We start from the raw sequence: 26163 nt of genomic DNA, 5'->3' as shown, positions 1-26163 counted from the left end.
TCGCCGTCGTCATTCCGCCAGTCTGGCCGTCCGTGCACGTTTGTGCAATCCGATTGACTGCTATTCCCACTGCTCCAAGAATGGAACCGCAGTACCCAGTCCAGACAGACCAGCTACAGAGAAGCGACGGAGTAGTCCTTTGAGCATTCCAGCCGACCGGACCACCGGAGAAGGCACGACAACTTCCACCCGCACCGTGGTGCAGAAGCTCAGGGACACCCCCCGGGCCTCCGTGCTCGTCATCGGCGGCGGCATCAACGGGGTCGGTACCTTCCGCGATCTCGCACTGCAGGGGATCGACGTCGCCCTCGTGGAACGCGGCGATTACTGCCAGGGGGCCTCGGGTGCCTCGTCGCACATGATCCACGGCGGGATCCGCTACCTCGAGAACGGCGAGTTCCGCCTCGTCCGCGAGTCCGTCATCGAGCGCAACGCCCTCCTGCGGATCGCACCGCACTACGTGAAGCCGCTGCAGACGACCATCCCCATCTACACGACCTTCTCGGGCATCCTCTCCGCCCCGATGCGCTTCCTCACGCACCGCCAGGGCAAGCAGGTGGAGCGCGGCGCCGTCCTCATCAAGGCCGGCCTCACGATGTACGACTTCTTCTCGCGCGACGGCGGCAACGTCCCCCGCCACTCCTTCGTCGGCCGCAAGAAGGCGCTCGCCGCCATGCCCGAGCTCCGCAAGGACATCAAGTACGCGGCAACCTACTTCGACGCCTCCGTGCACAACCCGGAGCGCCTCACGCTGGACGTGCTGCGGGACGGCCAGGTCGCCAACCCGGCCGCCCGCGCCGCCAACTACGTCAGCGCCATCGGGACGACCGACGAGGGCGTCGTGCTGCGGGACGAGCTCACGGGGGAGACCTTTCCCTTCCAGGCCGACGTCGTCGTCAATGCGACCGGGGCCTGGACCGACAGCACCAACGCCGCGCTCGGTGCGGAGACCCTTTTCATGGGCGGTACCAAGGGCTCGCACATCGTGCTGGACAACCCCCGACTGCTGGAGGCGTGCAACGGCACCGAGATCTTCTTCGAGCATCTCGATGGCCGCATCGTCCTCATCTACCCCATGGGGGACCGCGTTCTCGTCGGCACCACGGACATCGACGTCGACGTCGAGGCGCAGGCCGTCTGCACGGACGAGGAGATCGCGTACTTCTTCGAACTGATCGGGCACGTGTTCCCCGACATCCCGGTCTCGCGGGACGACATCGTGTACAGCTTCTCCGGCGTGCGGCCCCTGCCACGCCATGATGACACGCAGCCCGGCTTCGTCTCGCGCGACTATCGCATCGAGAAGCGCGAGGAGAAGCGGGGCGGCCGCTCCGTCACCACCCTGAGCCTCGTCGGCGGCAAGTGGACCACCTTCCGTGCCCTCTCCGAGCACCTCACCAACGACACGCTCGCGGCCCTCGGGGCGACGCGCAGGACCTCGACGGCGGGTGTCGCGATCGGCGGCGGCAGGGACTTCCCGACGGACGAAACGTCACGGCGAACCTGGATCACGGCGGCGATCCGGCCGGGCGTCGACGAGGCCCGCGTGGAGGTCCTGCTCACGCGCTACGGAACCCGCGCAAAGGATGTTCTCGAATACCTCGCCGAAAGCCCGGACAGGATGTTTAATTCCACGCAGGAGCTGAGCACGCGAGAACTCGCCTACATGGTGGAGCACGAGCAGGTCGGCCACCTGATCGACGTCCTGATTCGCCGTACATCACTTGCATTCCGGGGCCTGGTCTCCGAGGAACTACTGGTAGAGCTTGCCGAGACCCTGGCCCCGCTGCTGGGTTGGACCGCTGACGAATCCGCAGCGGAGATCAAGCTCGCCGAGAAGGTCCTCGCCGAGGCCCACCGGGTGCAGGTCAAGAGCCTGACCGCGTAGCGGCACCTGCCGCGACGTGGTCGAACCGCTGTTCCGGCGGTGCAGTGCCAACGGCAGTGGTTGCCGGGGGGAACCAACGGGTGCCGTCGAGGCGGCGGCACCCGTCGATAAATGAATAGATAGAGGAGTCAATGATGTCTCTGGAAGTATTTGTTGCCGAAACCTTCGGCACGATGCTGCTGCTATTGCTCGGTACGGGCGTCGTCGCGAATGTCGCGCTCGCCAGGACCAAGGGCAATAACGGTGGCTTCCTCATGGTCAACTTCGGATGGGGGCTCGCCGTCTTCGCCGGCGTCTACGTCGCAGCCCTCTCCGGAGCCCACCTCAACTTCGCGGTCACGATGGGTCTCTGGGTCAACGGCGACACCGCCGAATTCGCTCCCGGCGTCGACAAGAACTTCATCACGGCGATCGCCTACCTCGCGGCGCAGATGCTCGGTTCCATCCTCGGCGCGATCCTGTGCTGGCTCTCCTACAAGCAGCACTTCGACGAGGAGCCGGACCCCGCCAACAAGCTCGGCGTCTTCTCCACGGGTCCCGCCATCCGGTCCTACGGCTGGAACCTCGTCACCGAGATCATCGGCACGTTCGTGCTCGTCTTCGTCATCCTGTCCCTCGGCCCCACAGCAACGGGCCTCGGCCCCCTCGCGGTCGCCCTGCTCGTCGTCGGTATCGGTGCCTCCCTCGGCGGCCCCACCGGCTACGCCATCAACCCGAACCGCGACCTCGGTCCCCGTATCGCCCACGCCATCCTGCCCATCCGGGGCAAGGGCAGCAGCGACTGGGGCTACGCCTGGGTCCCGGTCGTCGGACCGATCATCGGTGGTGTCCTCGCCGGCATCGTCGTCCAGTTCATCACGTTCCCCGTAGCGGCCGCGTAGGTCCCCCTTCCGACTCGGCGGCTGTGCGCAGCCGCCGATCAACGACGTCCATCCAATGAAGGAGCAAGACATGTCGCAGCAGTACGTCATCGCCATCGACCAGGGCACCACCTCCAGCAGGGCCATCGTGTTCGATCACAAGGGGGACATCGTGTCCTCCGGCCAGAAGGAACACGAGCAGATCTTCCCGCAGGCCGGCTGGGTGGAGCACGATCCCGCCGAGATCTGGGACAACACGCGTGAGGTCATCGGCACCGCACTCTCCAGGGCGAACCTCACACGCCACGACATCGCCGCCGTCGGCATCACCAACCAGCGCGAGACCGCCGTCGTCTGGGACAGGACCACCGGCAAGGCCGTCTACAACGCGATCGTCTGGCAGGACACGCGGACCCAGAACATTGTGGACGAGCTGGCACGGGACGGCGGCGTCGAACGGTACAAGCAGAAGGTCGGTCTGCCGCTGGCCACCTACTTCTCCGGCACCAAGATCAAGTGGATCCTCGACAACGTCGACGGGGCACGCGAGAAGGCGGAGGCCGGCGACCTCCTGTTCGGCAACACGGATTCCTGGGTCACCTGGAACCTCACGGGCGGCACCGACGGCGGCGTGCACATCACCGACGTCACCAACGCCTCGCGCACGCTGTTCATGGATCTCGAGACGCTGGCGTGGGACGAGTCGATCCTCGCCGACTTCGGGGTGCCCGTGTCGATGATGCCCGAGATCAAGTCCTCGTCCGAGGTCTACGGCACCGTGCACACCTCGCAGCTCCTGCGCGAGACGCCGGTGGCCGGCATCCTTGGTGACCAGCAGGCGGCGACCTTCGGTCAAGCCGCCTTCGACAAGGGCGGTGCAAAGAACACGTACGGCACCGGCAACTTCATGATCGTGAACACCGGCGAGGAGATCGTCCACTCCAAGAACGGCCTGCTCACGACGGTCTGCTACCGGCTCGGCGACGCGAAGCCCGTCTACGCGCTCGAGGGTTCGATCGCCGTCACCGGTTCGCTCGTCCAGTGGCTCCGGGACAATCTCGGCATCATCAAGAGCGCCCCCGAGGTGGAGCAGCTCGCCACGACGGTCGACGACAACGGCGGCGTGTACATCGTGCCCGCGTTCTCGGGCCTGTTCGCGCCGTACTGGCGCGCGGATGCTCGCGGTGCCATCGTCGGCATGACCCGCTTCGTGAACAAGGGCCACATCGCCCGTGCGGCGCTGGAGGCCACGGCCTTCCAGACCCGTGAGGTGCTGGACGCGGCGAACGCCGATTCCGGGGTGAACATGGAGGACCTCAGGGTCGACGGGGGCATGGTCGCCAACGACGCCCTGATGCAGTTCCAGGCCGACATCCTCGGCATCCCCGTCATCCGACCGAAGGTCACGGAGACCACCGCACTCGGCGCCGCCTACGCTGCGGGCCTCGCCGTCGGCTTCTGGAAGGACACCGACGAGCTCGCCACCAACTGGGCCGAGGACAAGCGCTGGAACCCGTCCATGGACGAGGCCGAGCGGGACCGCCAGCTGCGCCTGTGGAAGAAGGCGGTCACGAAGACCTTCGACTGGGTCGACGAGGACGTGCGCTAGCACCGACCGTCCACCGGGGCGTGCCCGGTCCGCCGCAGGGCGGGCCGGGCATGACCTGGCAGGTGCACCCCTGCATCCCGGTTTCCGTCGTCGGGCTGCGGGCACTGCTAAAGTGAACGCATGCTCCGCGGCCTCCTGCTTACCTAGCCGCACGGTACTCACCGTGCGGCGGCCCCTCCCTGTGTGAGGGGCTTTTGTGTGTCCGGCGCAGGACGCCCCGAGGCACCGGGGCGCGGGTCCGCGGCAGCGCAGCAGAGACAAAGCATCGAGCAGGACGACGTTCCACCGACAGGACAGGTCAACATACAGTGAGCATCAACCCCGAGGGCGCTCAGCCGGACGAGAACACCTACGACTTCTCCGCCATCGAGGCGAAGTGGCCCGCGGTCTGGGACCGGCTCCAGGCGTTCGCACCGGCCGACGACGGCGAGCGCGAGCGCCGCTACGTGCTCGACATGTTCCCCTACCCCTCCGGCGACCTGCACATGGGCCACGCCGAGGCGTTCGCCATGGGCGACGTCGCGGCGCGTTTCTACCGCCAGAAGGGCTACGACGTCCTCCACCCGATCGGCTGGGACTCCTTCGGGCTCCCCGCCGAGAACGCGGCCATCAAGCGCAACGCCCATCCCGCCGAGTGGACCTACGCGAACATCGAGACCCAGGCGAACTCGTTCAGGCGCTACGCGATCAGCGCCGACTGGAGCCGCCGGCTGCACACCTCCGACCCGGAGTACTACCGCTGGACGCAGTGGCTCTTCGTGCGGTTCTTCCAGAAGGGGCTGGCCTACCGCCGCAACTCGCCGGTGAACTGGTGCCCCAAGGACCAGACCGTCCTGGCGAACGAGCAGGTCATCAACGGCGCCTGCGACCGCTGCGGGACGATGGTCACCAAGAAGAACCTGAACCAGTGGTACTTCAAGATCACCGACTACGCGGACCGCCTGCTGGACGACATGGAGCAGCTGAAGGGCCACTGGCCCGAGCGCGTGCTCGCCATGCAGCGCAACTGGATCGGCCGTTCCGAGGGCGCGCACGTGCGGTTCCGGATCGAGGCCGACGGCGACCTGCCGGCGAGCGACGTCACCGTCTTCACGACCCGGCCGGACACCCTGTACGGGGCGACGTTCTTCGTCGTGGCCGCGGACGCCGACCTCGCGCTGGACCTCGTCACGCCGGACCGGCGGACGGACCTGGAACAGTACCGGGAGCAGGTCAAGGGACTGTCGGAGATCGAACGCCAGGCGACGGAGCGTGAGAAGACCGGGATCTTCACCGGCCGCTACGCCGTCAACCCGCTCAACGGCGAGAAGCTGCCGGTCTGGGCCGCAGACTACGTCCTGGCCGACTACGGCACCGGGGCGATCATGGCGGTCCCCGCGCACGACCAGCGCGACCTCGACTTCGCCCGCGCCTTCGACCTGCCCGTGCGCACCGTCGTCGACACCGGAGCCGAGGACGCCGCCGAGACCGGGATCGCGACGACGGGCGAGGGGACGCTGGTCAATTCGGGCGAGCTGACCGGCCTGGACAAGGCCGAGGCCATCCGCCGCGCGATCGGGCTGATCGAGGAGCAGGGGACGGGCGAGCACACGATCAACTACCGCCTGCGGGACTGGCTGCTCTCGCGGCAGCGTTTCTGGGGCACGCCCATCCCGATCATCCACTGCCCTAAGTGCGGTGAGGTCGCCGTTCCGGACGACCAGCTGCCCGTCACGCTGCCCGAGGGCCTGCGCGGCGAGGCCCTCGCACCGAAGGGGACGTCGCCGCTGGCCGCCGTCGAGGAATGGGTCAACGTGGCGTGCCCGGACTGCGGTGGCGCCGCACTCCGTGACACCGACACCATGGACACGTTCGTGGACTCCTCCTGGTACTACCTGCGCTTCGTCAACCCCCAACTGGACACCGCGCCGTTCGACACCGAGGCCGTGAACCGCTGGCTGCCCGTCGGCCAGTACGTGGGCGGCGTCGAGCACGCCATCCTGCACCTGCTGTACAGCAGGTTCTTCACGAAGGTGCTGTTCGACCTCGGCATGGTCGGCTTCACGGAGCCCTTCAGCGCGCTGCTGAACCAGGGCCAGGTGCTCAACGGCGGCAAGGCCATGAGCAAGTCACTCGGCAACGGCGTCGACCTCGGCGAGCAGCTCGACCGCTTCGGCGTCGATGCCGTGCGCCTGACCATGGTGTTCGCGTCCCCGCCGGAGGACGACGTCGACTGGGCGGATGTCTCGCCGTCGGGCTCGGCCAAGTTCCTGGCGCGCGCCTGGCGGCTCGGTGGCGACGTCACCAGCGAGGTCGGAGCCGACGCGTCGGCGGGTGACCGGGCACTGCGCTCGGTGACGCACCGGACCGTGGCCGAGGCCTCGGAGCTGATGGAGGCCAACAAGTTCAACGTCGTCATCGCGAAGCTCATGGAACTCGTCAATGCGACGAGGAAGGCGATCGACTCGGGTGCGGGCGGCGCTGACCCCGCAGTGCGTGAAGCGGCCGAAGCGGTTGCCATCATCCTCAGCCTCTTCGCGCCCTACACGGCGGAGGACCTGTGGAACCGCCTCGGACACGAGGCGACCGTGGCGACGGCGGGCTGGCCCGCGGTGGACGCGGGGCTGCTGACGCAGGAGAGCGTCGTGGCCGTCGTCCAGGTGCAGGGCAAGGTTCGGGACCGGCTGACGGTGTCCCCGGACATCGCCGAGCAGGACCTGCGCGAGCTCGCCCTCGCGAGCGAGCAGGTACAGCGTGTGCTGGACGGCCGGGGCATCCGCACTGTCATCGTGCGCGCGCCCAAACTGGTCAACATCGTCCCGGCCTGATGGAGCGGGGACCGGCGGCGCCAGGGCATGCGGACACCGTACGGGTGGCCGTCGTCACCGATTCGGCCGCGGGCTTCCCGTCCGACTGGCTGACGCCCGGCGGTGCGGCCGACGACGTGCAGGTGGTCGCGATGCCGGTCCTCGTGGGATCCGACATTTTGACCGGTGAGCACGACGACGTCACGGAACCGCTGATGGTGGCCCTCGCCGCGGGGTCGGACGTGCGCACGTCCCGTCCGTCGCCGGGCCAGTTCGACAGGGTGTACGGACGCCTCGCGGAGGAAGGCTACGACGGCGTCGTGTCCGTCCATCTGTCGGGGCTGCTGTCCGGGACGGTCGAAGCAGCACGGCTGGCGGCGTCACGGGCGACCATCCCGGTCGAGGTGATCGACACGAGGACGACGGGCATGGCCCAGGGCCGGGCGGCCCTCGCCGCCCTCGCTGCCGCCCGGACGGGTGCGGACCTGCAGGCAGCCGCAGCCGCCGCGGCGATCGCGGCACGCGCCTCCGCGCTCTACTTCTACGTGCCCAGTGTCGAGCAGCTGCGGCGCGGCGGCAGGGTCACCGCAGCCGCGGCCTGGTTGGGCACGCTCCTGTCCGTCCGCGTGATCCTCCACGTGCAGGCCGGGCGGCTGGTGCCCCTCGAACGCATGCGATCGGCGCAGCGGGCGATGGCGCGGCTGCAGGAACTGGTGGAGGCCGACGTCGCGACCCGGGCGGGCGGCGTCCTGCTGACCGTGCACCATTTCGGCAACGAGGAGGAGGCGCGCGGCCTGGCCGAGCGCCTCGAGGCGGTGGCAGGGACGGGACGCGTGTCCCTGGCTCCCTGCCCCTCTGTCCTCGCCGCGCACGCGGGCCTCGGCGTGGTCGCCGTGACGGTCACTGCGGACCAGCCCGTGACGTCCGGCCGCTCCTGACAGCCGCTCCTGACGGTCTTCCTGACGCACTTCTGAGGGTTCCTGTCGGCCGTTCCAGCCCGATGTCCACATAGCACCAGCCGTCTGCGGCTCCGCGAGGCGTTGGTCCTAGCGTTTCCCCATGGGAAAGCACCGATGGCCGACTGCACGGGACGAAGGTGCGCGGCCCCCGCTGGCGTCCGTGTCCCCGTCTCCTGCTTCTTCGCCGCCCGAACCTGGTCCGCAGGACGAGGGCCGGCCGGACTCCCCGCTGCCCGACTCCCCGCGGCCCGACGAGGGCCGGGATGGGGACACAGCCGAAGAGCGGCACGCGCTCCACCGCAGCGACGTCCTGCAGCGTCCTGCCCCCGGTCTGTTCTCGCGGCCGGGCGGGCAAAATCAGGGTCCTCTCCTCCAGCGAGGGCAGGATCAGGGTCCTCCCCGTAGCGGGGTGCAGTGGGGCGTCGCCCGGCCGGCAGCGCTCGTCTTCCTGTGGGTCGCACTGGCGATCGGTGCTGCACTGTTCCTGGTGCGTAGCTCCGAGCCGTCTGCCGCTGCGGTGTCGGTGCAGCTCGACGCCAGATCCTCCAACGGTGAAGAGCCTGGCACCGGCCCGCCCGACGCCTCCCGCTCGGTCGGTCCTGATGCGGTCGGTCCTGATGCGGTCGGTCCTGGTGCGGGCGACGGTGGCTCAGGTGGGTCCGGCGGGGCGGACGCGGACGCGACGGGCCCGGACGCAGGAGGCTCGAGCAGTGGGGCTGCGCCCGGAGGGCGGCAGCAGGGGCATGTCCAGGCGCGTGTCGGCGACGCATCGGAGGGCTCGTCGGAAGGTTCATCGGCAGGAACGCCTGCCCCGGCGGGCGGCGCCGGCCAGCGGACGATCCTCGTCTACGTCACGGGTGCGGTGGCTTCGCCCGGCGTGGTCACGATCCCGTCCGACGCACGCCTGTTCGAGGTTCTGGAGAAGGCCGGTGGCGCCCTTCCCGAGGCGGACCTCGATGGGATCAATCTCGCCGCCGCCCCGTCCGACGGACAGCATATCCACCTCCTCGCCGTGGGTGAGGAGCCGCGAGCCGATCAGGACGTACCGGATGCAACGGCAGCGCCTCCGGGCGTGGAGGTCGACGCCTCCGGCGGGACTCCGGACAGCAGTGGTGCCGGCCCAGGTGGGGTCATCGACATCAACACCGCCACCCTCGCCGAGATCGAATCACTGCCCCGCGTGGGTCCGGTCATCGGGCAGCGGATCATCGACTGGCGCGAGGAGAATGGCCCTTTCGGGCAGCCCGCCGATATCGACGCCGTACCGGGAATCGGGCCGGGCATGCTCGAAGGGATCCTTCCCCGCATCGTGGTGCGGTGAACCGTCCTGTGGCTTCCCCTGGCCCCCCGGCGCCCCTCCGGACCGGCGGGGACGGCGGACCCGAGGACGGCGCACAGCGGCCCCGCCGACCGCGGTGGAGTGGTGACCTCCGCCTCGTGCCATCCGCCGGAGTGGCGTGGGCGGCGGCCGCGATCGCCATCCGGGGTGGAGCGACAGGCGCTGCGGCGAGTGGCCTCCTTGCTGCTGCGGTCGGGCTGGTCCTGGCGTGCATCGTGGTCCTCGTCCCGTCCGGGTCCGGCCGGAGGTGGACGATGGTCGCCACGCAGGCACTCGCGTCAGCAGCAACGCTGACGCTCGTCCTGCTCGCAGCGGCCGGAAGCCTCGCCCGTGCGGACGCTGGACCGGTAGATGATGCCGTCGCCGGCAGGATACCGTTCACGGCCGTCCTCCGGATCTCGGGGGAACCGTCGCTGCTGGATCCCGGAACCTTCGGCGGCGGCAAGCGCTACCTCATCGACGCCGACGTCATCGGTGGGATGGTGCGCGGTGATCCCTTCGCTTCCAGGACGCCCGTCGTGGTTTTCGGCTCGGAGCAGTGGGCTGGGCTAGGGACGGGAGACACGGTCCGCGTGCTCGGCATCGCGAAACCGCCCGATCGCGTGGGCGAGGCGACCGCGATCTTCCTTCCCTCGACCCGGCCCGCGGTCACGAAGGCAGAGGGGTGGCTCGGCTATACCGCCGACCTGAGGACACGCTTCCGCGACCTCGCCGTTCGGGACGCCCCCGGCGGTCTGCTGCCCGGTATGGTGCTCGGTGACCGGACCGGTCTCGAGCCGGCCCTGAAGAAGGCCATGACGGTCACCGGCCTGACCCATTTGACGGCCGTGAGTGGAGCCAACTGCTCCTATGTCGTCGCCTTCGCGTTCCTCGGACTGAGGGCGGCCCGGCTCCCACGTGCACCCGCCGCCGCCGGCGCGGTGGTGGCGCTGGTGGGCTTCGTGATGCTTGTCCGCCCTGAGCCGAGTGTCCTCCGGGCGGCAGTGATGGGCACGATCGGTGTGGCCGCCGTCCTCTCGGGGCGCGGCAGGGCGTCCCTGACCCTGCTGATGCTGTCGATCATCATCCTTCTCGCGGTGGACCCGTGGCTCTCGGTGTCCTTCGCCTTCCTGCTCTCGGTTGCAGCAACCCTGGGGCTGGTCACCGCCGGACCCAAGGCCGTCGACACGCTCAACCTCGTGATGCCGCGTGTCGCCGCCCAACTGCTCGCCATTCCCCTGACGGCGCAACTCTTCTGCACACCGATCCTCGTCCTGATCCAGCCCGCGCTCCCGGTGTACTCGCTGCCGGCCAACGTGCTGGTGTCGCCCGTGGTCCCCGCGATCACTCTCGTGGGGATGCTGGCCGTCCTCGCGCTGGTAGCCGCTCCGGTCCTTGCACAACCCCTCGTCGCTGCAGCCCAGTGGGGGACATGGTGGGTCGCCGGCGTTGCCGGCACGCTCGCTGCTGCGCCGGCGGCGTCCCTGCCGTGGATCCCGGGCGCGCCCGGCGCCGTCCTCGCCGCGGTGGTGACGCTGACGATTCTCGTGCTCATGATCCAGCAGGAGGCCATCGCCGGGTGGTGGGGGAGGAGAGTCGCATCACCCCTTCCGCAGGTTCCGGATGGCGGCATGGGCACTGGCTCCGGCCCGGATCGGGCGGTGGGCCCGAGCCCGGATGGTTCTGTCCCACGCGGGGCCCGTCCGTCTGCTGTCGGGCAGGACAGGCGCCGGCGGCATCACGGCGCCGTGCTCGCACTCCTTCTCGCCCTGTGCGTTGCAGCGGGTGCCCTTGTCATCCACCGGACGACGGCGCGGCCGCCCGGGAGCTGGGTGATGGCGATGTGTGATGTCGGTCAGGGAGACGGCATCGTCGTCAGGACGACAGCCGGCCATGCGATGGTCGTGGACGCGGGACCGGATCCCGACGCCATGGACATGTGCCTGGACCGCCTGGAGGTCGATGTGATCGACGCGCTCGTTCTCACTCATCTGCACGACGATCACTACGGCGGCGTCGAGGGCGCCATGCGGGGAAGGACCCTCACGGCCATCTACTACTCGACGGGCGAGGAGAACCCGCCCCGAGAGGTGAAGGAGGCTGCAGCTGCCGCAGGGGTGGAGGCTGAGCGCCTGACCAGCTCGACCGCTCTCGACCTCCCACAGATCCAGGTCGACATCCTCTGGCCGAGAGGGGACACCATCACGTCGGAGGAGAACAACGCCAGCGCCGTCCTCGACGTCGTCGTGCCGACGCCGGACCGGTCCGTGACACTGCTGCTCACGGGAGACATCGAGGAGGACGCTGCCGCCGCCCTGCTGGCCGCCGAGCCGGCACTGGCCGACAGGGGAGTGGACATCCTGAAGATCGCCCACCATGGAGCCCGGAACGGAGGCACGGCGGTGCTGGAAGCGATCGCTCCCAGCCTCGCGCTCATCTCCGTGGGTGAGGACAACGAGTACGGCCACCCCCACCCTGCCATCATCGACGCGCTCGATCGACTGGGCATCGCCACGGCCAGGACGGATGAGCTCGGGTCGTTCACCGTGGAGGTCGTCGGCGACACGGTCGAAGTCCGCAGGCTCCGGTAGGGCCGCCACGCCATCGGGGTGCCCCGCAGCTTTGAGGCAAGGCCCCGCCGTGAAACAGTAGACGGAGGTCTGACGGAAGGAACCTCGCCACGTGGCAACAAGATCACCCGCCGGCCGCAGCAGCGGCTCCAACCAGCAGCCGGCATCGTGGCGTGAGGCGCGTCCCGCGGCCGTCATGCTGCTGTCCGGCCCCGAGGACTACCTGGCGTCGAAGGTCTCCGAGTCGATCCGGGCGCAGGTCCGCACCGCCCAGCCAGGGGCGGAGCTCGTCAGCTTTGACGCCGGATCATACGAGGCAGGCACTCTGACGATGCACGCCAGTCCGTCACTGTTCGGTGACTGGAAGGTCATCGAGGTGGCGGGGCTCGCCCAGATGAACGACGCATTCCTGGTCGACGCGCTCGCCTACCTCACGGATCCCGCACCGGATGTCGTCCTGGTCCTGCGTCACTCGGGCGGCAATCGTGGGAAGAAGCTGCTCGACGCGATCAAGGCCGTGGGTACCGTCGTCGATTGCCAGCCACTCAAGAAGGACGGCGAGAAAGCGGAATTCGTCACGACGGAGTTCCGGCTGGCGCGTCGTCGCATCGACCCGGACGCCGTGAGGTCGCTCGTCGCCGCCGTCGGGTCGCAGTTGCCGGAACTCGCGGCAGCCTGCCAGCAGCTCATGGCGGATTCCGCGGGCGATGTCTCCGCCGAGACGGTGGAGAAGTACTACGGCGGACGCGTGGAGGCCACGGGATTCAAGGTGGCCGACGCTGCGCTGGCGGGACGCACGGCTCAGGCGCTGTCCATGCTGCGCCACGCCCTCGCGACAGGAGCGGACCCGGTCCCGATCGTCGCCGCGCTCGCCATGAAGGTTCGCGCCGTCGCGAAGGTCCACGGCGTCAGAGGGTCCTCGATGCAGCTTGCGAAGGACCTGGGCATGGCGCCGTGGCAGGTCGACCAGGCCCGGAAGGAAGCCCAGCGCTTCAGCTCGGACGCCCTCGCACGTTCCATCCGCGCCCTCGCCGAGGCGGACGCCCAGGTCAAGGGCGAGTCACGGGACCCGGTCTACGCCGTCGAGCGGGCTGTGACCGTCATCGCCCTGGGGGACGGCTGACGCACGGCTGACCGCCGCAAAGCCGTCGCGGCGCCCTCCGAGTCCCGCTGGGACGCCATGCTCAGATTCCGATGACGCTGAGCCATGCGGCGAGGGCGAGGAGGGTGATGATCAGGACGGGGATGGTCAGGACGATGCCCGTGAGGAAGTACCGGCCCCAGCCGATGTGGATGCCCTTGCGGTCCAGGACGTGCAGCCAGAGCAGGGTGGCCAGGCTGCCGATAGGGGTGATCTTCGGGCCGAGGTCGGATCCGATGACGTTGGCGTAGATCATCGCCTCCTGGGTGAGGCCGGTGACTCCTGCTGCTCCGATGGCGAGGGATGCGATGAGGACGGTCGGCATGTTGTTCATCAGGGATGCGAGGACCGCGACGATGACGCCGACGCCGAGTGCGGTGATGAGGACTCCGTTGGTGCTGATGGCGGAGAACACACCGGCGAGTTCGTCGGTGAGCCCCTGGTTCCGCAGTCCGTAGACGACCAGGTACATGCCGACGGAGAACAGGACGATCTGCCAGGGCGCTTCACGGAGGATTCGAGGGACGGAGATCCGACCGTTCGAAAGAGCTACTGCGCCGCCGCCTGCTGAGGGAATGGTAGTCTCGTCGTGATGTCCGTCAGAGGCGCTTACGTCAGAGGCTGGGACGCTGTTCGCGGCGCCGCCGGTGGAGCGGCGGGTCGCTCCAACTGTTGCGTAATCGAGGTCGGCTGCCCGGTCCGCAGCATCAGCCGTGGACGTCGCAGCCTGCACTGCTGAACCCGTTGCTCTGGCCCGCGGGAAGAAGAATGCAGGCTTGCGGGATGCGACGAGCATGAGGACCACTGCGCCGAGGCCGGCGATTGCGGACAGTGGGATGTGCAGCGGTTCAGCGGCGAAGTAGCCGATGAGCAGGACGCCGAGGATGACCCACCCGGTCTTGAACGTGAGGGGATCCGCGATAGCCGATTTGGGGGTTCCGAGGACGCCCATGTCGTAGTGACGGGGGATGACCTTGCGGAAGAACAGGAGCAGGACGCCGAGGCTCGCGGCGGCGGACACGATACCCACGGGGACCATGACAGCGGCGTAGCGGGCGAAGCTGATGTCGAAGAAGTCGGCGGTGACGATGTTGACGAGGTTGGACACGACGAGCGGCAGGCTCCCGGCGTCGGCAATGAAGCCGCAGGCGATCACGAATCCGAGGGATGCCTTGGCCGGGAACTTCAGGGCCAGGAGCATCTGGATGACGATCGGCGTGAGGATGAGGGCCGCGCCGTCGTTGGCGAACACCGCCGCGATGGCGGCTCCGAGCAGGACGATGAGCGTGAACAGCAGCCGTCCGTTGCCTCTGCCCCAGCGGGCGACGTGCAGTGCCGCCCATGTGAAGAACCCGGATTCGTCGAGGATGAGGGAGATGATCACGATGGCGACGAACGCGAAGGTCGCGTTCCAGACGATGTCCCATACGACCGGGATGTCGGAGAGGCTCACCACCGTGGTGATGAGTGCGAGGACCGCACCTGCCAGGGCAGACCAGCCGATGCCGAGGCCCTTGGGTTGCCAGATGACCAGGGTCAGGGTGGCGAGGAAGATCAGAACAGCGACCACGGTCATGGCAGTCATAGCAGCAGGACTCCTAACAGGAGGGCAGAAAGAAGCGCGCCGACGAGCTCACACGTGAGGTCGTGACGGATTCGGGAGCGAACACCGGGCGACGACGGCAGTTGAACACGGCCGTCCTCGCCCGGCGCGAGAAGCGTCGGGGCTGGGGTCAGCGGGTGGTGAGGGTTGCGTGAAGGTCGGTGACCCGTTCAAGGATGTCGTCACGGACCAGGCGCATCCGCTCGATCCCGTCGATACCGCGCTCGCTGGGCTCGTCCGTCTCCCACCGCTCATAGAGGGTGCCCTCGACCTCGTCGACCTGCGCTTCAGGGCCGAGGATGACGACGAGGTCCGCCTGCTCCTGGTCCTCCCGGGTGATCTGGCGGGGGACGTTCCGGCTGATGTCGACCCCTACCTCGGCCAGGACCTGGGCGGAGAGGTCGTTGACCGCGGAGCCAGGCTTCGATCCGGCAGAAGCGGTGGTCACGGAGTCACCGGCGACCTTGTCCATGAGGCCGGCGGCCATCTGGGACTTCCCTCCGTTCTTCACGCACACGAACAGGACAGAGGGCTTATCGGCCTTGAAACTCATAGGGGTACTCACTTCTGGTCGGTGGAGGGGACAGCAGGGGTCAGGCGGGATCCGGGCAGGAACTAGGTTTGGCCCGGGTGGCTGGGGTGTTACCTGGGTTCGGTGAGGACGCCGGCGAGGGCATCCAGAGCGCCGGGCACGAGGGAGAAGTACGCCCAGACGCCGCGCTTTTCCCGGTGCAGGATCCCGGCGTCGACGAGGATCTTCAGATGATGCGACACCGTCGGCTGCCCGAGGTTCAGCGGCTCGGTGAGGTCGCACACGCAGGCTTCATTCTCGGCGCTGGCAGAGATCAGTGAGACCAGGCGCAGCCGGTTCGGGTCGGCGATCGCCTTGAACTGCCTGGACAGCTCCTCGGCCCGCTCCGCGCTCATCGCCGGTCTCCCGGACGGCACGCAGCACCGGCCCTCGTCAACCACCCCACCCGGTGCAACATCAGCCACGTCGGTGACCGCGAGGTCCGTGACTGCAGCCACGGTTCGCGGCTCGGAAATCGTCGTCATGCCCCTCAGCATACCCCCACATTGACAACCGTCGATATACCTCCGCATACTCGATATCGAAGACGGTCAATCTCTCGACGGGTGCCCGCACAGGCGATTACCTGAGAGACATCCGACTCCCACCCACTATCCACGAGGCCTGTCCGGAGCGCCGGGACAGAGCGAAGACGAAGGATCACCATGACCACCGAACCTGCAGTTGTAGCGACCACAGATCAGAAGAAGCCCTCGGTGCTGTTCGTCTGCGTCCACAACGCCGGTCGGTCCCAGATGGCCGCCGCCTACCTCGACCACCTGTCTGAGGGACGCATCGAGGTCCTCTCCGCCGGGTCCCAGCCCGCGGACCAGGTGAACCCTGCAGCGGTCGAGGCGATGAAGGAGGAGGGTATCGACATCACCGCCGAAAACCCGAAGATCCTCACCACCGAAGCTGTGAAGGCCTCCGACGTCGTGGTGACCATGGGGTGCGGGGACGAGTGCCCGTACTTCCCGGGCAAGCGGTACGAGGACTGGGTGCTCGAGGACCCGGCCGGCAAGGGCGTCGAGTCCGTCCGGCCCATCCGCGACGAGATCAGGGGGCGGATCCAGCAGCTGATCAGGGAACTGCTGCCCACCGAGGAGAGCTCCCATGCCTGACACCACTCCCACGAGCCGCAGCACGCCGACGGACAGGATGGCTGTTCTGCCGGTCGCCGTCATCGGCGCCGGGCCGACCGGGCTGTCCGCGGCCGCGCACCTCCTCGAGCAGGGTTTGACCCCGATCGTCTTCGAACAAGGGGATTGCGTCGGAGCAGCGGTGCGGCGGTGGGCGCATATCCGCCTGTTCTCGCCCTGGCAGTACAACATCGACCCGGCGGCCCGGCGCCTGCTCGAACCCACCGGCTGGGTAGCGCCCCGCCCCACTGCGCTGCCCTACGGCTGGGAACTCGTGGAGGCCTACCTCGAACCCCTCGCCGCGATCCCCGCCGTCAGGGCGACCCTGCACTTCAAGAGCACCGTTACCGCGGTCACCCGCCTCGGCATGGACAAGACCCGCACCAAGGACCGCAACACCACACCCTTCCTCGTCCGCGTCACCAGCCCCGAGGGCACTGTGGATCACCTCGTGCGGGCCGTCATCGACGCATCGGGGACCTGGAGCCAGCCCAATCCTGTCGGACAGGCCGGGTTGCGGGCGCCCGGCGAAGACGCGGCGTCCGCGTCCATCACCACCGCACTGCCCGACGTCGTCGGTGCAGAGCGGAACCGATTCGCCGGCAGGACGGTCATGGTCGTCGGCGCCGGCCATTCGGCCGCCAACACCCTCATCGACCTCGGCCAGGTCGCCAGGAACGAACCCGGCACCCGCATCCTCTGGGCCGTGCGCGGGAGCGGACCCGCGCAGAAGCTTTACGGCGGCGGGAACCTCGACGGACTACCCGCCCGCGGGCAGCTCGGCAGCCGCCTGCGCACCCTCGTCGGCGACGGCACCATCGAACTCATCACCAACTTCACCATCACCAGCTTCGACACGACCGCAACCGGTCTGGCCGTCACCGCGTCGACGCCGGCCGGGCCCCGCACCATCGGCGTGGACGTCCTCGTGCCCGCCACCGGATTCCGGCCGAACTTGGACATGCTGCGCGAGCTGCGGCTGGAACTGGACACCGCGGTGGAGGCACCCCGCGCCCTCGGACCCCTGATCGACCCGGAGTTCCATTCGTGCGGAACAGTCCCCGCCCACGGGGCCGACGTCCTGGCGCACCCGGAGAAGGATTTCTACCTCGTCGGGATGAAGTCCTATGGGCGCGCCCCGACGTTCCTCCTCGCCACCGGGTACGAGCAGGTCCGCTCCGTGGTCGCCGCGATCGCCGGCGACAACGGAGCCGCATCCACGATCCAACTCCAACTGCCCGAGACCGGGGTCTGCAGCACCGATCTCGGCGGCGCTCCCGCGGCAACGATGCCGGGTGAGCCCGCTGGTGCGTCCTGCGGAACCGGTGCCCCACCCGCTGCTGACGGCGGTGACGGCACGGGCGGTCGTGAGGCGATCGCGGGTGGGTGCTGTTCCGCGCCTCGCCTGGTTCCGATCGGTTTCCCCACAGGCACGGACCATGGCCGTTCGAGTGACCCCGACGACTGACCAGCCGCCGGGCGAGGGCCGGACCTCGGCGGCGCATCGCCCGGTCGGATCGACCAGTTAACGACGTAGGGCCGACTCCGTGAGGAGTCGGCCCTACGTCGAAGGGTCCGCAGCTTAGAGCGCGTTGACCTTCTTGGAGATCGCGGACTTGCGGTTCGCTGCGTTGTTCTTGTGCAGCACACCCTTGCTGACAGCCTTGTCGAGCTTGCGGCTGGCTGCCTGCAGAGCCGTTGCGGCAGCGTCCTTGTCAGCGCCCTCGACGGCCGTGTTCACGGCGCGGATGGCGGTCTTGAGCTCGGACTTGACCGAGTTGTTGCGCTGCCTCGCCTTTTCGTTGGTGAGGATGCGCTTCTTCTGGGACTTGATATTTGCCACGTATGAGAACTTTCTTTGTATTGCGGACTGGTCGTGAGGGTATTTCGGCCAACCAAGACTGAGCGGCGTGGGGATACCGTATGGCGATTGGCCAAAGTGCCCGGAGACCTGCGCGGACACACAGCTATAAAGGTTACCAGAAACCCGCGCGGAACCCGACCCGTGGTGGCCCGGGCCAGGGTCGGCAACGGGTGGGCGGAGCATTCAGGACAGCGCGGGTGGCTCGCGCCGAGGGGCGGCGACTTCTCGTGCCCGTGCGCTACTCCAGCAGGTGCTCCGGTATCGCTGCGATGACCTGTTCGAAGCGCCGGCGGGGCAGGACCGCGCCCTCGCGCCTGATGTCTCGTGGCGCGATCCGCAGGAGCCGGTCCACCTTCACCTCGCTCGGGCGTCCCTGCCGGTCCCAGGCCCCCGTGCCGATGTCGACGTACCGTCCGTCGTGGTCGCGGGCGTTGTTCCGGTCCCTGCTCGTCAGCATCAGGCCCAGCAGGTCGCCGCCGTCGTGCCCGATGAGGAGCACCGGGCGGTCCTTCCCCTGCGCCGGGTCATCCTCGTAGGGCACCCATGTCCAGACGATCTCGCCCGGGTCGGGCCTGCCGTCGCTCGAGGGTGAATAGGCGAGCAGTGCTTCCTGCCGGCCGCCCGTCGTCCTGCGCGCGGCGGCGGGGGCTGCGGAACCGGCGGACCGGGTGCGCTTCGCACCGCCGCGGCGAGGAGCGTCCGGGGGCGATGCGCTCACCGCCCGGACAACGCGAGTCGCGAGGGACAGGAGGGAGCGGACCGTGATCGCCATGCTGGAATCCTAGGCGGGTAGTCGCCGCCGGCCCAGCAGCCGGGGCAGGCGATTCCCGGAGCCGTCCGGCCACGTGGGACACTAAGGGGAGTTGAAACGGCGCGATCCAGCCCCGGCCGCCGCCGATGACGGCACGGCCGGGAGCCGCATGCCGCACCCTGTCCCGAAAAAGTGAGGAACCTACGTGTCACCCATGGCCCGCACCGCGCCGGTGCCTGCCTCCACCGATCCGGCGATCATTCGTAATTTCTGCATCATCGCCCACATCGACCATGGCAAGTCCACGTTGGCCGACCGCATGCTTCAGCTCACCGGAGCCGTCGAGCAGCGGGACATGAAGGCGCAGTACCTCGACCGGATGGACATCGAGCGCGAGCGCGGCATCACGATCAAGTCGCAGGCCGTCCGCCTGCCGTGGGAGGTGGACGGCACGGCCTACGCCCTGAACATGATCGACACTCCCGGCCACGTCGACTTCACCTATGAGGTGTCACGCTCGCTCGCGGCCTGCGAGGGAGCCATCCTGCTCGTCGACGCCGCCCAGGGCATCGAGGCGCAGACCCTCGCGAACCTGTACCTCGCGATGGAGAACAACCTCACGATCATCCCCGTCCTGAACAAGATCGACCTGCCGGCCGCGCAGCCGGAGAAGTACGCCGCGGAGCTGGCGAGCCTCATCGGCGGGGAACCCGAGGACGTGCTGATGGTGTCCGGGAAGACCGGAGTCGGCGTCGAGGCCCTCATGGACAAGATCGTGCGCGACCTCCCAGCCCCGACCGGCGACCCGAACGCGCCGGCCCGCGCGATGATCTTCGACTCGGTGTACGACACGTACCGCGGGGTCGTCACCTATGTCCGGGTCGTCGACGGCAAGCTCAGCCCCCGCGAGCGTATCCAGATGATGTCCACCCGGGCCAGCCACGAGCTGCTCGAGATCGGCGTCAGCTCACCCGAGCCGAAGCCCTCCAAGGGGCTCGGCGTCGGCGAGGTGGGCTACCTCATCACCGGTGTGAAGGACGTCCGCCAGTCGAAGGTCGGCGATACCGTCACCAACCTGGCGAAGCCCGCCGCGGAGTCGCTGGGCGGGTACCAGGATCCGAAGCCGATGGTCTTCTCCGGCCTCTATCCGCTCGACGGCACCGACTACCCCGTCCTGCGGGACGCCCTGGCGAAGTTCACCCTGAACGACGCCGCGCTCGTCTACGAGCCGGAGACCTCCGCCGCGCTGGGCTTCGGGTTCCGCGTCGGCTTCCTCGGTCTGCTGCACCTCGAGATCACGCGGGAACGCCTCGAGCGCGAGTACAACCTCGACCTGATCTCGACCGCTCCGAACGTGGAGTACGAGGTGACTCTCGAGGACAAGCGCATCCTGAAGGTCACCAACCCCAGCGAGTACCCGGTCGGCAAGATCGCCGAGGTGCGCGAGCCCATGGTGTCCGCGACCATCCTCGCGCCGTCGGAGTTCGTCGGCGCCATCATGGAGCTGTGCCAGCAGCGCCGCGGCATCCTCGGCGGGATGGACTACCTGTCCGAGGACCGCGTCGAGATCCGGTACCGGCTGCCACTGGCGGAGATCGTCTTCGACTTCTTCGACCTGCTGAAATCGAAGACCCGCGGGTACGGCTCCCTGGACTGGAAGGCCGACGGCGACCAGGTGTCCGACCTCGTCAAGGTGGACATCCTCCTGCAGGGCGAACAGGTGGACGCCTTCAGCGCCATCACCCACCGCGACAAGGCCTACGCCTACGGCGTGATGATGACGGGCAAGCTCCGCGAGCTCATCCCGCGCCAGCAGTTCGAGGTGCCCATCCAGGCCGCTATCGGTGCGCGCATCATCGCCCGCGAGAGCATCAGGGCCATCCGTAAGGACGTTCTCGCCAAGTGCTACGGCGGTGACATCACGCGTAAGCGCAAGCTGCTCGAGAAGCAGAAGGAGGGCAAGAAGCGGATGAAGATGGTGGGGCGCGTGGAAGTGCCCCAGGAGGCCTTCATCGCCGCCCTGTCCTCCGACGAGTCGAAGGACAAAGCCAAGAAGTGACCCCGTACGGTTTCGAGGGGGCTGGTCCGCGTGCCTAGCGCCCTTCCGCTCGGCCTGCCGGCACCCGAGGACGGCATCCTGCCGCGTGAGGCGGCAGAAGGCGCGCCCGACCGCGACTTCTGCCTCTACGTGCACATCCCGTTCTGCGCGGTCCGCTGCGGCTACTGCGACTTCAACACCTACACGGCCACGGAGCTCGGCGGCGGGGCGTCGCAGGACGCCTACGCCGGGTCCGTGCTCGCCGAGCTTGCCCTCGGTGCGCAGGTGCTCCGGTCCTCGGGGATGCCGGCCCGACCGCTGTCCACGGTCTTCTTCGGCGGAGGCACGCCCACGCTGCTGCCCGCCGAGGACCTCGCGTCGATTTTGCGGGCGGCGACGGCGCAGTGGGGTCTGGCGCCCGACGCGGAGGTGACCACCGAGGCCAATCCGGACTCGGTGACGCCGGCGTCACTGCGCGTCCTGAAGCAGGCCGGGTTCACCCGGGTCTCGTTCGGCATGCAGTCCGCGGTACCCCATGTGCTCGCCGTGCTCGACCGCACCCATTCGCCGGCGCGCGTGCCGCAGGCCGTGCAGTGGGCGCGCGAGGCGGGCCTGAAGGTGAGCCTGGACCTGATCTACGGCACGCCGGGGGAGTCGCTGGAGGACTGGCGGACGTCTCTCTCCACGGCGCTGTCCTACGGGCCCGACCACATCTCCGCGTACGCCCTCATCATCGAGGACGGGACGCGCCTCGCGTCGCGCATCCGCCGCGGCCAGGTGCCCCCCATCGACGACGACGACCATGCCGACAAGTACGCTCTCGCGGAGGAGATGCTCACCGCCGGCGGCCTGCACTGGTACGAGGTGAGCAACTGGGCGCGGACGCCCGCCGACGAATGCCGGCACAACCTCGCCTACTGGCGCGGGAGCGACTGGTGGGGGGCCGGTCCGGGCGCGCACTCCCACGTCGGCGGCACGCGCTGGTGGAACGTCAAGCATCCACGCCCGTACGCCGAGGCACTGGGTGCCGGACGGTCACCCGCCGCGGGACGCGAGATCCTCTCGGCGGAGGACCGCTACGTCGAGGACGTCATGCTGCGCGTACGGCTGCGTGAGGGACTTCCGACCGGCTCTCTCGCGGCGACCGGCCGCACGGCGATCGCCGGACTCATCGCCGACGGGCTGGTCGAGCCCGCCGCGGCCTTTGCGGGCCGCGTAGTCCTGACCTTCCAGGGCAGACTGCTCGCGGACGCCGTCGTACGGAGACTGCTGCCGGACTGAGTGCCGGCCTGGCGCGGCGGGCCTAGGGGATCAGGCGCAGGTTCAGGTTGTACCGGTAGGGCCGGCCACGGTTGACCTGGATACCCGCATTCACCGAGAAGATCGTGATCGTGACCCAGATGAGGGCGTTCACGACGGCGAACACCCCTCCGATCACCGGCGCGAGCGACAGGAGCCAGGCCGCCAGCGCCAGCAAGGTCGGCGGGAGCGTGAAGTTCAGCGCTTCCTTCGACTCCTGCGCCGTGAACGGCCCCCGGTCCTTGAAGATGAGGAAGATCAGCAGCGAGGGGATGAATCCCAGGATGCCGCCGAAGTGCGCCAGCGTCGCGAACTGGCGGTCCTCGGATGCCGTCAGGGGAAGGGCTTGTGCCGGCGTCCCTTCGAACGCGGGCCGGGACTCGCCCCGCCCGTGGTGCTGCTGGTCGGCGGTGTTGGACAACGTCAATTCCTTTGCTGGCTGGCGGGACTGTTCCCCCGGACTGTGTCCAAGGATACGTGGTGGCTGCGCGTGGACCGCTCAGGCGGTGCCCGGGGGAGCTGTCAGGAAGTCGATGACCTCCTCTACCCGGCCCAGGAGTGAGGGCTCGAGATCGGCGTAGGTGCTGACGCCGGCAAGGATCCGCTTCCAGCCGTGCGCCACGGCCGCCTGACTGGAGTGCGGCCAGCCGAGTCCGGCGAGGATCCCGGTCTTCCAGTCCTGGTTCCGCGGCACCACGGGCCAGGCGTCGAGTCCCAGCGCGGCCGGCTTCACCGCCTGCCAGACATCGACGTAGGGATGGCCGACGATCAGGACGTGGTGCCGTGCACCCGGCACGTTCATTGCCTGCTGCGCGATCCGGGACTCCTTCGTGCCGGGCAGCAGGTGGTCGACGAGGATGCCCAGCCGCCGCTGCGGCCCGGGGCCGAACGCGCGGACCGCGCCCGCGAGATCGTCGACGCCGTGCAGCGGCTCGACGACGATTCCCTCGAGCCGGAGATCGTCCCCCCAGACCTTTTCGACCAGCTCGGCGTCGTGCTGTCCCTCGACCCAGATCCTGCTGGCCCGTGCCGTCCTCGCCCGCGCGCCCTCGACGCGGACCGACCCGGATGCGGTCCGGGTCGAAGCCGGCGCTGCGCGCTGCACAGGTGCGACGACGTGGACGGGCTGTCCGTCGAGGAGGAATCCGTGACCGAGCCGGAACGTCCGGTGCTTCCCGCGCCGGTCCTCGAGCACCATCACATGCAGGCCGCCGGACTTCTCGACCCTGACCACTGCGCCGACGAATCCGCTCTGCACGTCCTCGAGGACCATGTCCTTCTCCACCGGGACGTCGGGCAGGGCGACCCGCTTCGGAGCCGTGATGTCCTGTGCTCCCCAGCCGTAGTCCATGCCGAGCTGTCCTTCCACCGAGGGCTCCGGCGGTCTGCCGCGGCCCGGGTTCCCAATGCTAACAATCGGCCCGGACGTACTAGACTTGGCACTTGGGTGTGTCGAGTGCTAATCGCTCGGAGCCGCCCCCACGCCTGTTCGTGCAGACCCGGAGGTGACATCGAATGAGTGAACCGCGACGCCTGGAGGTACTCCGGGCCATCGTCGAGGACTACGTCCATTCGCGGGAGCCCGTCGGCTCCAAGGCACTGGTCGACCGGCACCAGCTCGGCGTCTCCTCCGCCACCATCCGCAACGACATGGCCGTCCTCGAGGAGGAAGGCCTCATCGCGGCGCCCCACACGAGTTCGGGCCGCATCCCCACTGACAAGGGCTACCGGCTGTTCGTGGACCGTATCTCCGAGGTCAAGCCGTTGTCCGCGCCGGAGAAGAAGGCGATCCAGACCCTCCTGGAGGGCGCGGAGGACCTCGACGACGTCATGGACCGGACCGTTCGGCTGCTCGCCCAGCTCACGAACCAGGTCGCCGTCGTCCAGTTCCCCCGCGTGGGAGGTGCGTCCGTCCGCCACATCGAGTTCGTCCTGCTGGCTCCCCAGCAGATCCTCGTGGTCCTGATCGCGACCAACGGCACCGTCCAGCAGCGCATCGTCCGGACGCACGCGGACATCCAGGAAGCCGAGCTCGCGGACCTGAAGCAGCGCATCCTGTCCGCGGTGTCAGGGGTGAGGCTCTCGGCGCTTGCCGGTGAGCTGGGCGTCGCGGCGTCGCACCTGCCCCCCGCACTGCGGGCCCACGGGGGTACGATCATCAAGGCGCTCGAGCAGCTCGCCGGGCTCGGCCGTGACGACCGGATCCTGCTGGCAGGAACGGCGAACCTCGCCAGGTCCACGGGTGACTTCCCGCTCAGCATCGGTCCCATCCTCGAGGCGCTCGAGGAGCAGGTCGTCATGCTGAGGCTCCTGTCGGAGATGGAGTACGACGCCCGCGGCATCTCGGTGAGGATCGGCAGTGAGAACCCCTACGGCGGCCTGTCGGAGGCCTCCGTGGTCGCGACGGGCTACGGCCCGGACGCCGGGGCGAAGCTCGGGATCCTCGGGCCCACCCGCATGGACTATCCGACGACGATGGCGGCGGTGCGCGCCGTCGCCCGTTACCTCTCGAGGATCCTCGAGGAGTAGCCCGCGGCCCCCGTGGCCGCCCCCGTATTCCGCCGGGACGACGGCATTCCGCCGGCACGGCCGGCGAGCAGTAGACAGAAATCTCCAACAGGAAGTGATGTGCACGAGTGAGTAATCACTATGAGGTCCTCGGTGTGGCGCAGGGTGCGACCGGGGAGGAAATCAAGAAGGCGTACCGCAAGCTCGCCCGCAAGCTCCACCCGGACGTGAACCCGGGTGAGGACGCCGCGGAGGAGTTCAAGCGCATCACGCATGCCTACGAGGTGCTGTCCGACCCGCAGAAGCGGCGGATCTACGACACGACCGGCAACGAGAACGGCACGGACAACGGCTACGGTGCCGGCTATTCGGGCTCCGGGTTCGCGTTCCAGGACATCTTCGAGACCTTCTTCGGCGGCGGGGGCCAGCAGGCAGGAGCGCCCTCCCGGACGCGACGTGGCCAGGACGCGCTCATCAACGTGCGGATCGACCTCAAGGACGCCGTCTTCGGCACCAACAAGAAGATCGAGGTGGACACCGCGGAGGTCTGCCCCACGTGTGACGGGACCTGCTGCCAGCCGGGCACGTCGCCGCGCACCTGCGACATCTGCGGCGGCTCCGGCCAGGTCCAGCGGGCCGTCCGGTCGATCCTCGGCCAGGTCATGACGAGCGCGCCCTGCGGGACGTGCCAGGGCTACGGAACCGTGATCCCCAACCCCTGCCACGAATGCAGCGGCGAGGGACGGGTCCGCGCGCGCCGCACCCTGACCATCAAGGTCCCCGCCGGCGTCAGCACGGGCACGCGCATCCAGCTCGCGGGCCAGGGCGAGGCCGGCATCGCCGGCGGCCCCCAGGGCGACCTCTACGTCGAGATCCGCGTCAACACCGATTCGACGTTCCTCCGCGACGGCGACGACCTCCATGTCACGCTGAGCGTGCCCATGACGGCGGCCGCGCTGGGCACCACGGTGCAGCTGGACACGTTCGACGGCGACCAGGAACTGGTCATCAAGCCCGGGACGCAGTCCGGGGAGATCGTGACCCTCCGCGGGCTCGGCGTCACGCATCTCAGGAACCAGGGCAGGGGGGACCTGCGCGTCCACCTGAATGTCGAGACGCCGCGCAACCTGGACCACCAGCAGGAGGAGCTCCTGCGCAAGCTCGCCGAACTGCGGAACGAGGAGTACACGGACGGCCAGCTCGCCAGCAGCGGTTCCGGCGTGTTCGCACGCCTGCGGGAGCGCCTCGGGAACCGCTGA

21 protein-coding genes are annotated in these 26163 nt (G+C 68.7%); 14 read left to right on the top strand and 7 right to left on the bottom strand.

Annotated elements, in window-relative coordinates:
• Positions 1-145 precede the first annotated feature (145 nt).
• The 8 genes from ACX80H_RS02045 (at position 146) to holA (ending at position 13113) form a co-directional block, all read left to right on the top strand.
• Positions 146-1888 (top strand): glycerol-3-phosphate dehydrogenase/oxidase, encoded by a 1743-nt coding sequence (locus ACX80H_RS02045; RefSeq protein ID WP_459313345.1) that lies wholly within the window; start codon positions 146-148, stop codon positions 1886-1888.
• A gap of 134 nt (positions 1889-2022) precedes the next feature.
• A complete protein-coding gene (locus ACX80H_RS02040; RefSeq protein WP_459313344.1) occupies positions 2023-2769 on the top strand; it encodes an MIP/aquaporin family protein in 747 nt (248 codons plus the stop codon).
• Between the two features lie 70 nt (positions 2770-2839).
• Positions 2840-4357, top strand: a complete 1518-nt coding sequence (gene glpK, locus ACX80H_RS02035) for a glycerol kinase GlpK (RefSeq protein WP_459310756.1) — start codon at positions 2840-2842, stop codon at positions 4355-4357.
• A gap of 308 nt (positions 4358-4665) precedes the next feature.
• Positions 4666-7164: a leucine--tRNA ligase gene (gene leuS / locus ACX80H_RS02030; RefSeq protein WP_459310755.1), complete on the top strand. Its 2499-nt coding sequence runs from the start codon at positions 4666-4668 to the stop codon at positions 7162-7164.
• Positions 7165-7208: 44 nt separating this feature from the next.
• Positions 7209-8081, top strand: a complete 873-nt coding sequence (locus ACX80H_RS02025; RefSeq protein WP_459310754.1) for a DegV family protein — start codon at positions 7209-7211, stop codon at positions 8079-8081.
• A 430-nt stretch (positions 8082-8511) separates the two neighbouring features.
• Complete coding sequence (locus ACX80H_RS02020) at positions 8512-9423, top strand: ComEA family DNA-binding protein (protein ID WP_459310753.1); 912 nt, start codon at positions 8512-8514, stop codon at positions 9421-9423.
• An 8-nt stretch (positions 9424-9431) separates the two neighbouring features.
• Positions 9432-12011 carry a ComEC/Rec2 family competence protein gene (locus ACX80H_RS02015; protein WP_459310752.1) on the top strand — a complete coding sequence of 860 codons (2580 nt, stop codon included), beginning with the start codon at positions 9432-9434 and terminating at the stop codon, positions 12009-12011.
• Between the two features lie 91 nt (positions 12012-12102).
• Entirely contained in the window at positions 12103-13113 is a 1011-nt protein-coding gene (gene holA, locus ACX80H_RS02010) for a DNA polymerase III subunit delta (protein ID WP_459310751.1), read from the top strand.
• A gap of 61 nt (positions 13114-13174) precedes the next feature.
• On the opposite strand, the gene ACX80H_RS02005 is transcribed toward holA, so the two are convergent.
• The 3 genes from ACX80H_RS02005 to ACX80H_RS01995 all read right to left on the bottom strand — a co-directional run bounded on the left by ACX80H_RS02005 (position 13175) and on the right by ACX80H_RS01995 (position 15661).
• Positions 13175-14716 carry an arsenic transporter gene (locus ACX80H_RS02005; protein WP_459310750.1) on the bottom strand — a complete coding sequence of 514 codons (1542 nt, stop codon included), beginning with the start codon at positions 14714-14716 and terminating at the stop codon, positions 13175-13177.
• 148 nt (positions 14717-14864) lie between these two features.
• Positions 14865-15287, bottom strand: a complete 423-nt coding sequence (locus ACX80H_RS02000; protein WP_459310749.1) for an arsenate-mycothiol transferase ArsC — start codon at positions 15285-15287, stop codon at positions 14865-14867.
• Between the two features lie 89 nt (positions 15288-15376).
• The gene (locus ACX80H_RS01995) at positions 15377-15661 is read right to left on the bottom strand and encodes an ArsR/SmtB family transcription factor (RefSeq protein WP_459313343.1); all 285 of its coding nucleotides are present in this window, start codon (positions 15659-15661) and stop codon (positions 15377-15379) included.
• Between the two features lie 309 nt (positions 15662-15970).
• Here ACX80H_RS01995 and ACX80H_RS01990 point away from each other — a divergent pair, with 309 nt between their 5' ends.
• Together ACX80H_RS01990 and ACX80H_RS01985 are read left to right on the top strand one after the other, a co-directional pair.
• Positions 15971-16426 (top strand): arsenate reductase ArsC, encoded by a 456-nt coding sequence (locus ACX80H_RS01990; protein ID WP_459310748.1) that lies wholly within the window; start codon positions 15971-15973, stop codon positions 16424-16426.
• The gene (locus ACX80H_RS01985; protein WP_459310747.1) at positions 16419-17912 is read left to right on the top strand and encodes an NAD(P)-binding protein; all 1494 of its coding nucleotides are present in this window, start codon (positions 16419-16421) and stop codon (positions 17910-17912) included. Before ACX80H_RS01990 ends, ACX80H_RS01985 begins: the two co-directional genes overlap by 8 nt.
• A 114-nt stretch (positions 17913-18026) precedes the next feature.
• Here ACX80H_RS01985 and rpsT read toward each other — a convergent pair whose 3' ends face one another.
• Entirely contained in the window at positions 18027-18287 is a 261-nt protein-coding gene (gene rpsT, locus ACX80H_RS01980; protein ID WP_087075755.1) for a 30S ribosomal protein S20, read from the bottom strand.
• A 259-nt stretch (positions 18288-18546) separates the two neighbouring features.
• Positions 18547-19080: a type II toxin-antitoxin system PemK/MazF family toxin gene (locus ACX80H_RS01975; RefSeq protein ID WP_459310746.1), complete on the bottom strand. Its 534-nt coding sequence runs from the start codon at positions 19078-19080 to the stop codon at positions 18547-18549.
• 184 nt (positions 19081-19264) lie between these two features.
• Between ACX80H_RS01975 and lepA the strand changes: the two genes are divergently transcribed.
• Together lepA and hemW are read left to right on the top strand one after the other, a co-directional pair.
• On the top strand, positions 19265-21118 hold the full coding sequence (gene lepA, locus ACX80H_RS01970) for a translation elongation factor 4 (protein WP_301227483.1): 1854 nt from the start codon (positions 19265-19267) through the stop codon (positions 21116-21118).
• A gap of 30 nt (positions 21119-21148) precedes the next feature.
• Entirely contained in the window at positions 21149-22378 is a 1230-nt protein-coding gene (gene hemW, locus ACX80H_RS01965; RefSeq protein WP_459310745.1) for a radical SAM family heme chaperone HemW, read from the top strand.
• A 22-nt stretch (positions 22379-22400) separates the two neighbouring features.
• Here hemW and ACX80H_RS01960 read toward each other — a convergent pair whose 3' ends face one another.
• Together ACX80H_RS01960 and ACX80H_RS01955 are read right to left on the bottom strand one after the other, a co-directional pair.
• Positions 22401-22817, bottom strand: a complete 417-nt coding sequence (locus ACX80H_RS01960; RefSeq protein WP_459310744.1) for a DUF4870 domain-containing protein — start codon at positions 22815-22817, stop codon at positions 22401-22403.
• Between the two features lie 78 nt (positions 22818-22895).
• The gene (locus ACX80H_RS01955) at positions 22896-23747 is read right to left on the bottom strand and encodes a DUF3097 domain-containing protein (protein ID WP_459310743.1); all 852 of its coding nucleotides are present in this window, start codon (positions 23745-23747) and stop codon (positions 22896-22898) included.
• 164 nt (positions 23748-23911) lie between these two features.
• Here ACX80H_RS01955 and hrcA point away from each other — a divergent pair, with 164 nt between their 5' ends.
• Both hrcA and dnaJ read left to right on the top strand, forming a co-directional pair.
• Entirely contained in the window at positions 23912-24925 is a 1014-nt protein-coding gene (gene hrcA / locus ACX80H_RS01950; protein ID WP_459310742.1) for a heat-inducible transcriptional repressor HrcA, read from the top strand.
• 107 nt (positions 24926-25032) lie between these two features.
• A complete protein-coding gene (gene dnaJ / locus ACX80H_RS01945; RefSeq protein WP_087075741.1) occupies positions 25033-26163 on the top strand; it encodes a molecular chaperone DnaJ in 1131 nt (376 codons plus the stop codon).

It is taken from the genome of Arthrobacter pasteuri, from assembly GCF_054510955.1.
Note: the sequence above shows the minus strand (reverse complement) of the source record. Positions and strands in the feature narration are given on the sequence as shown.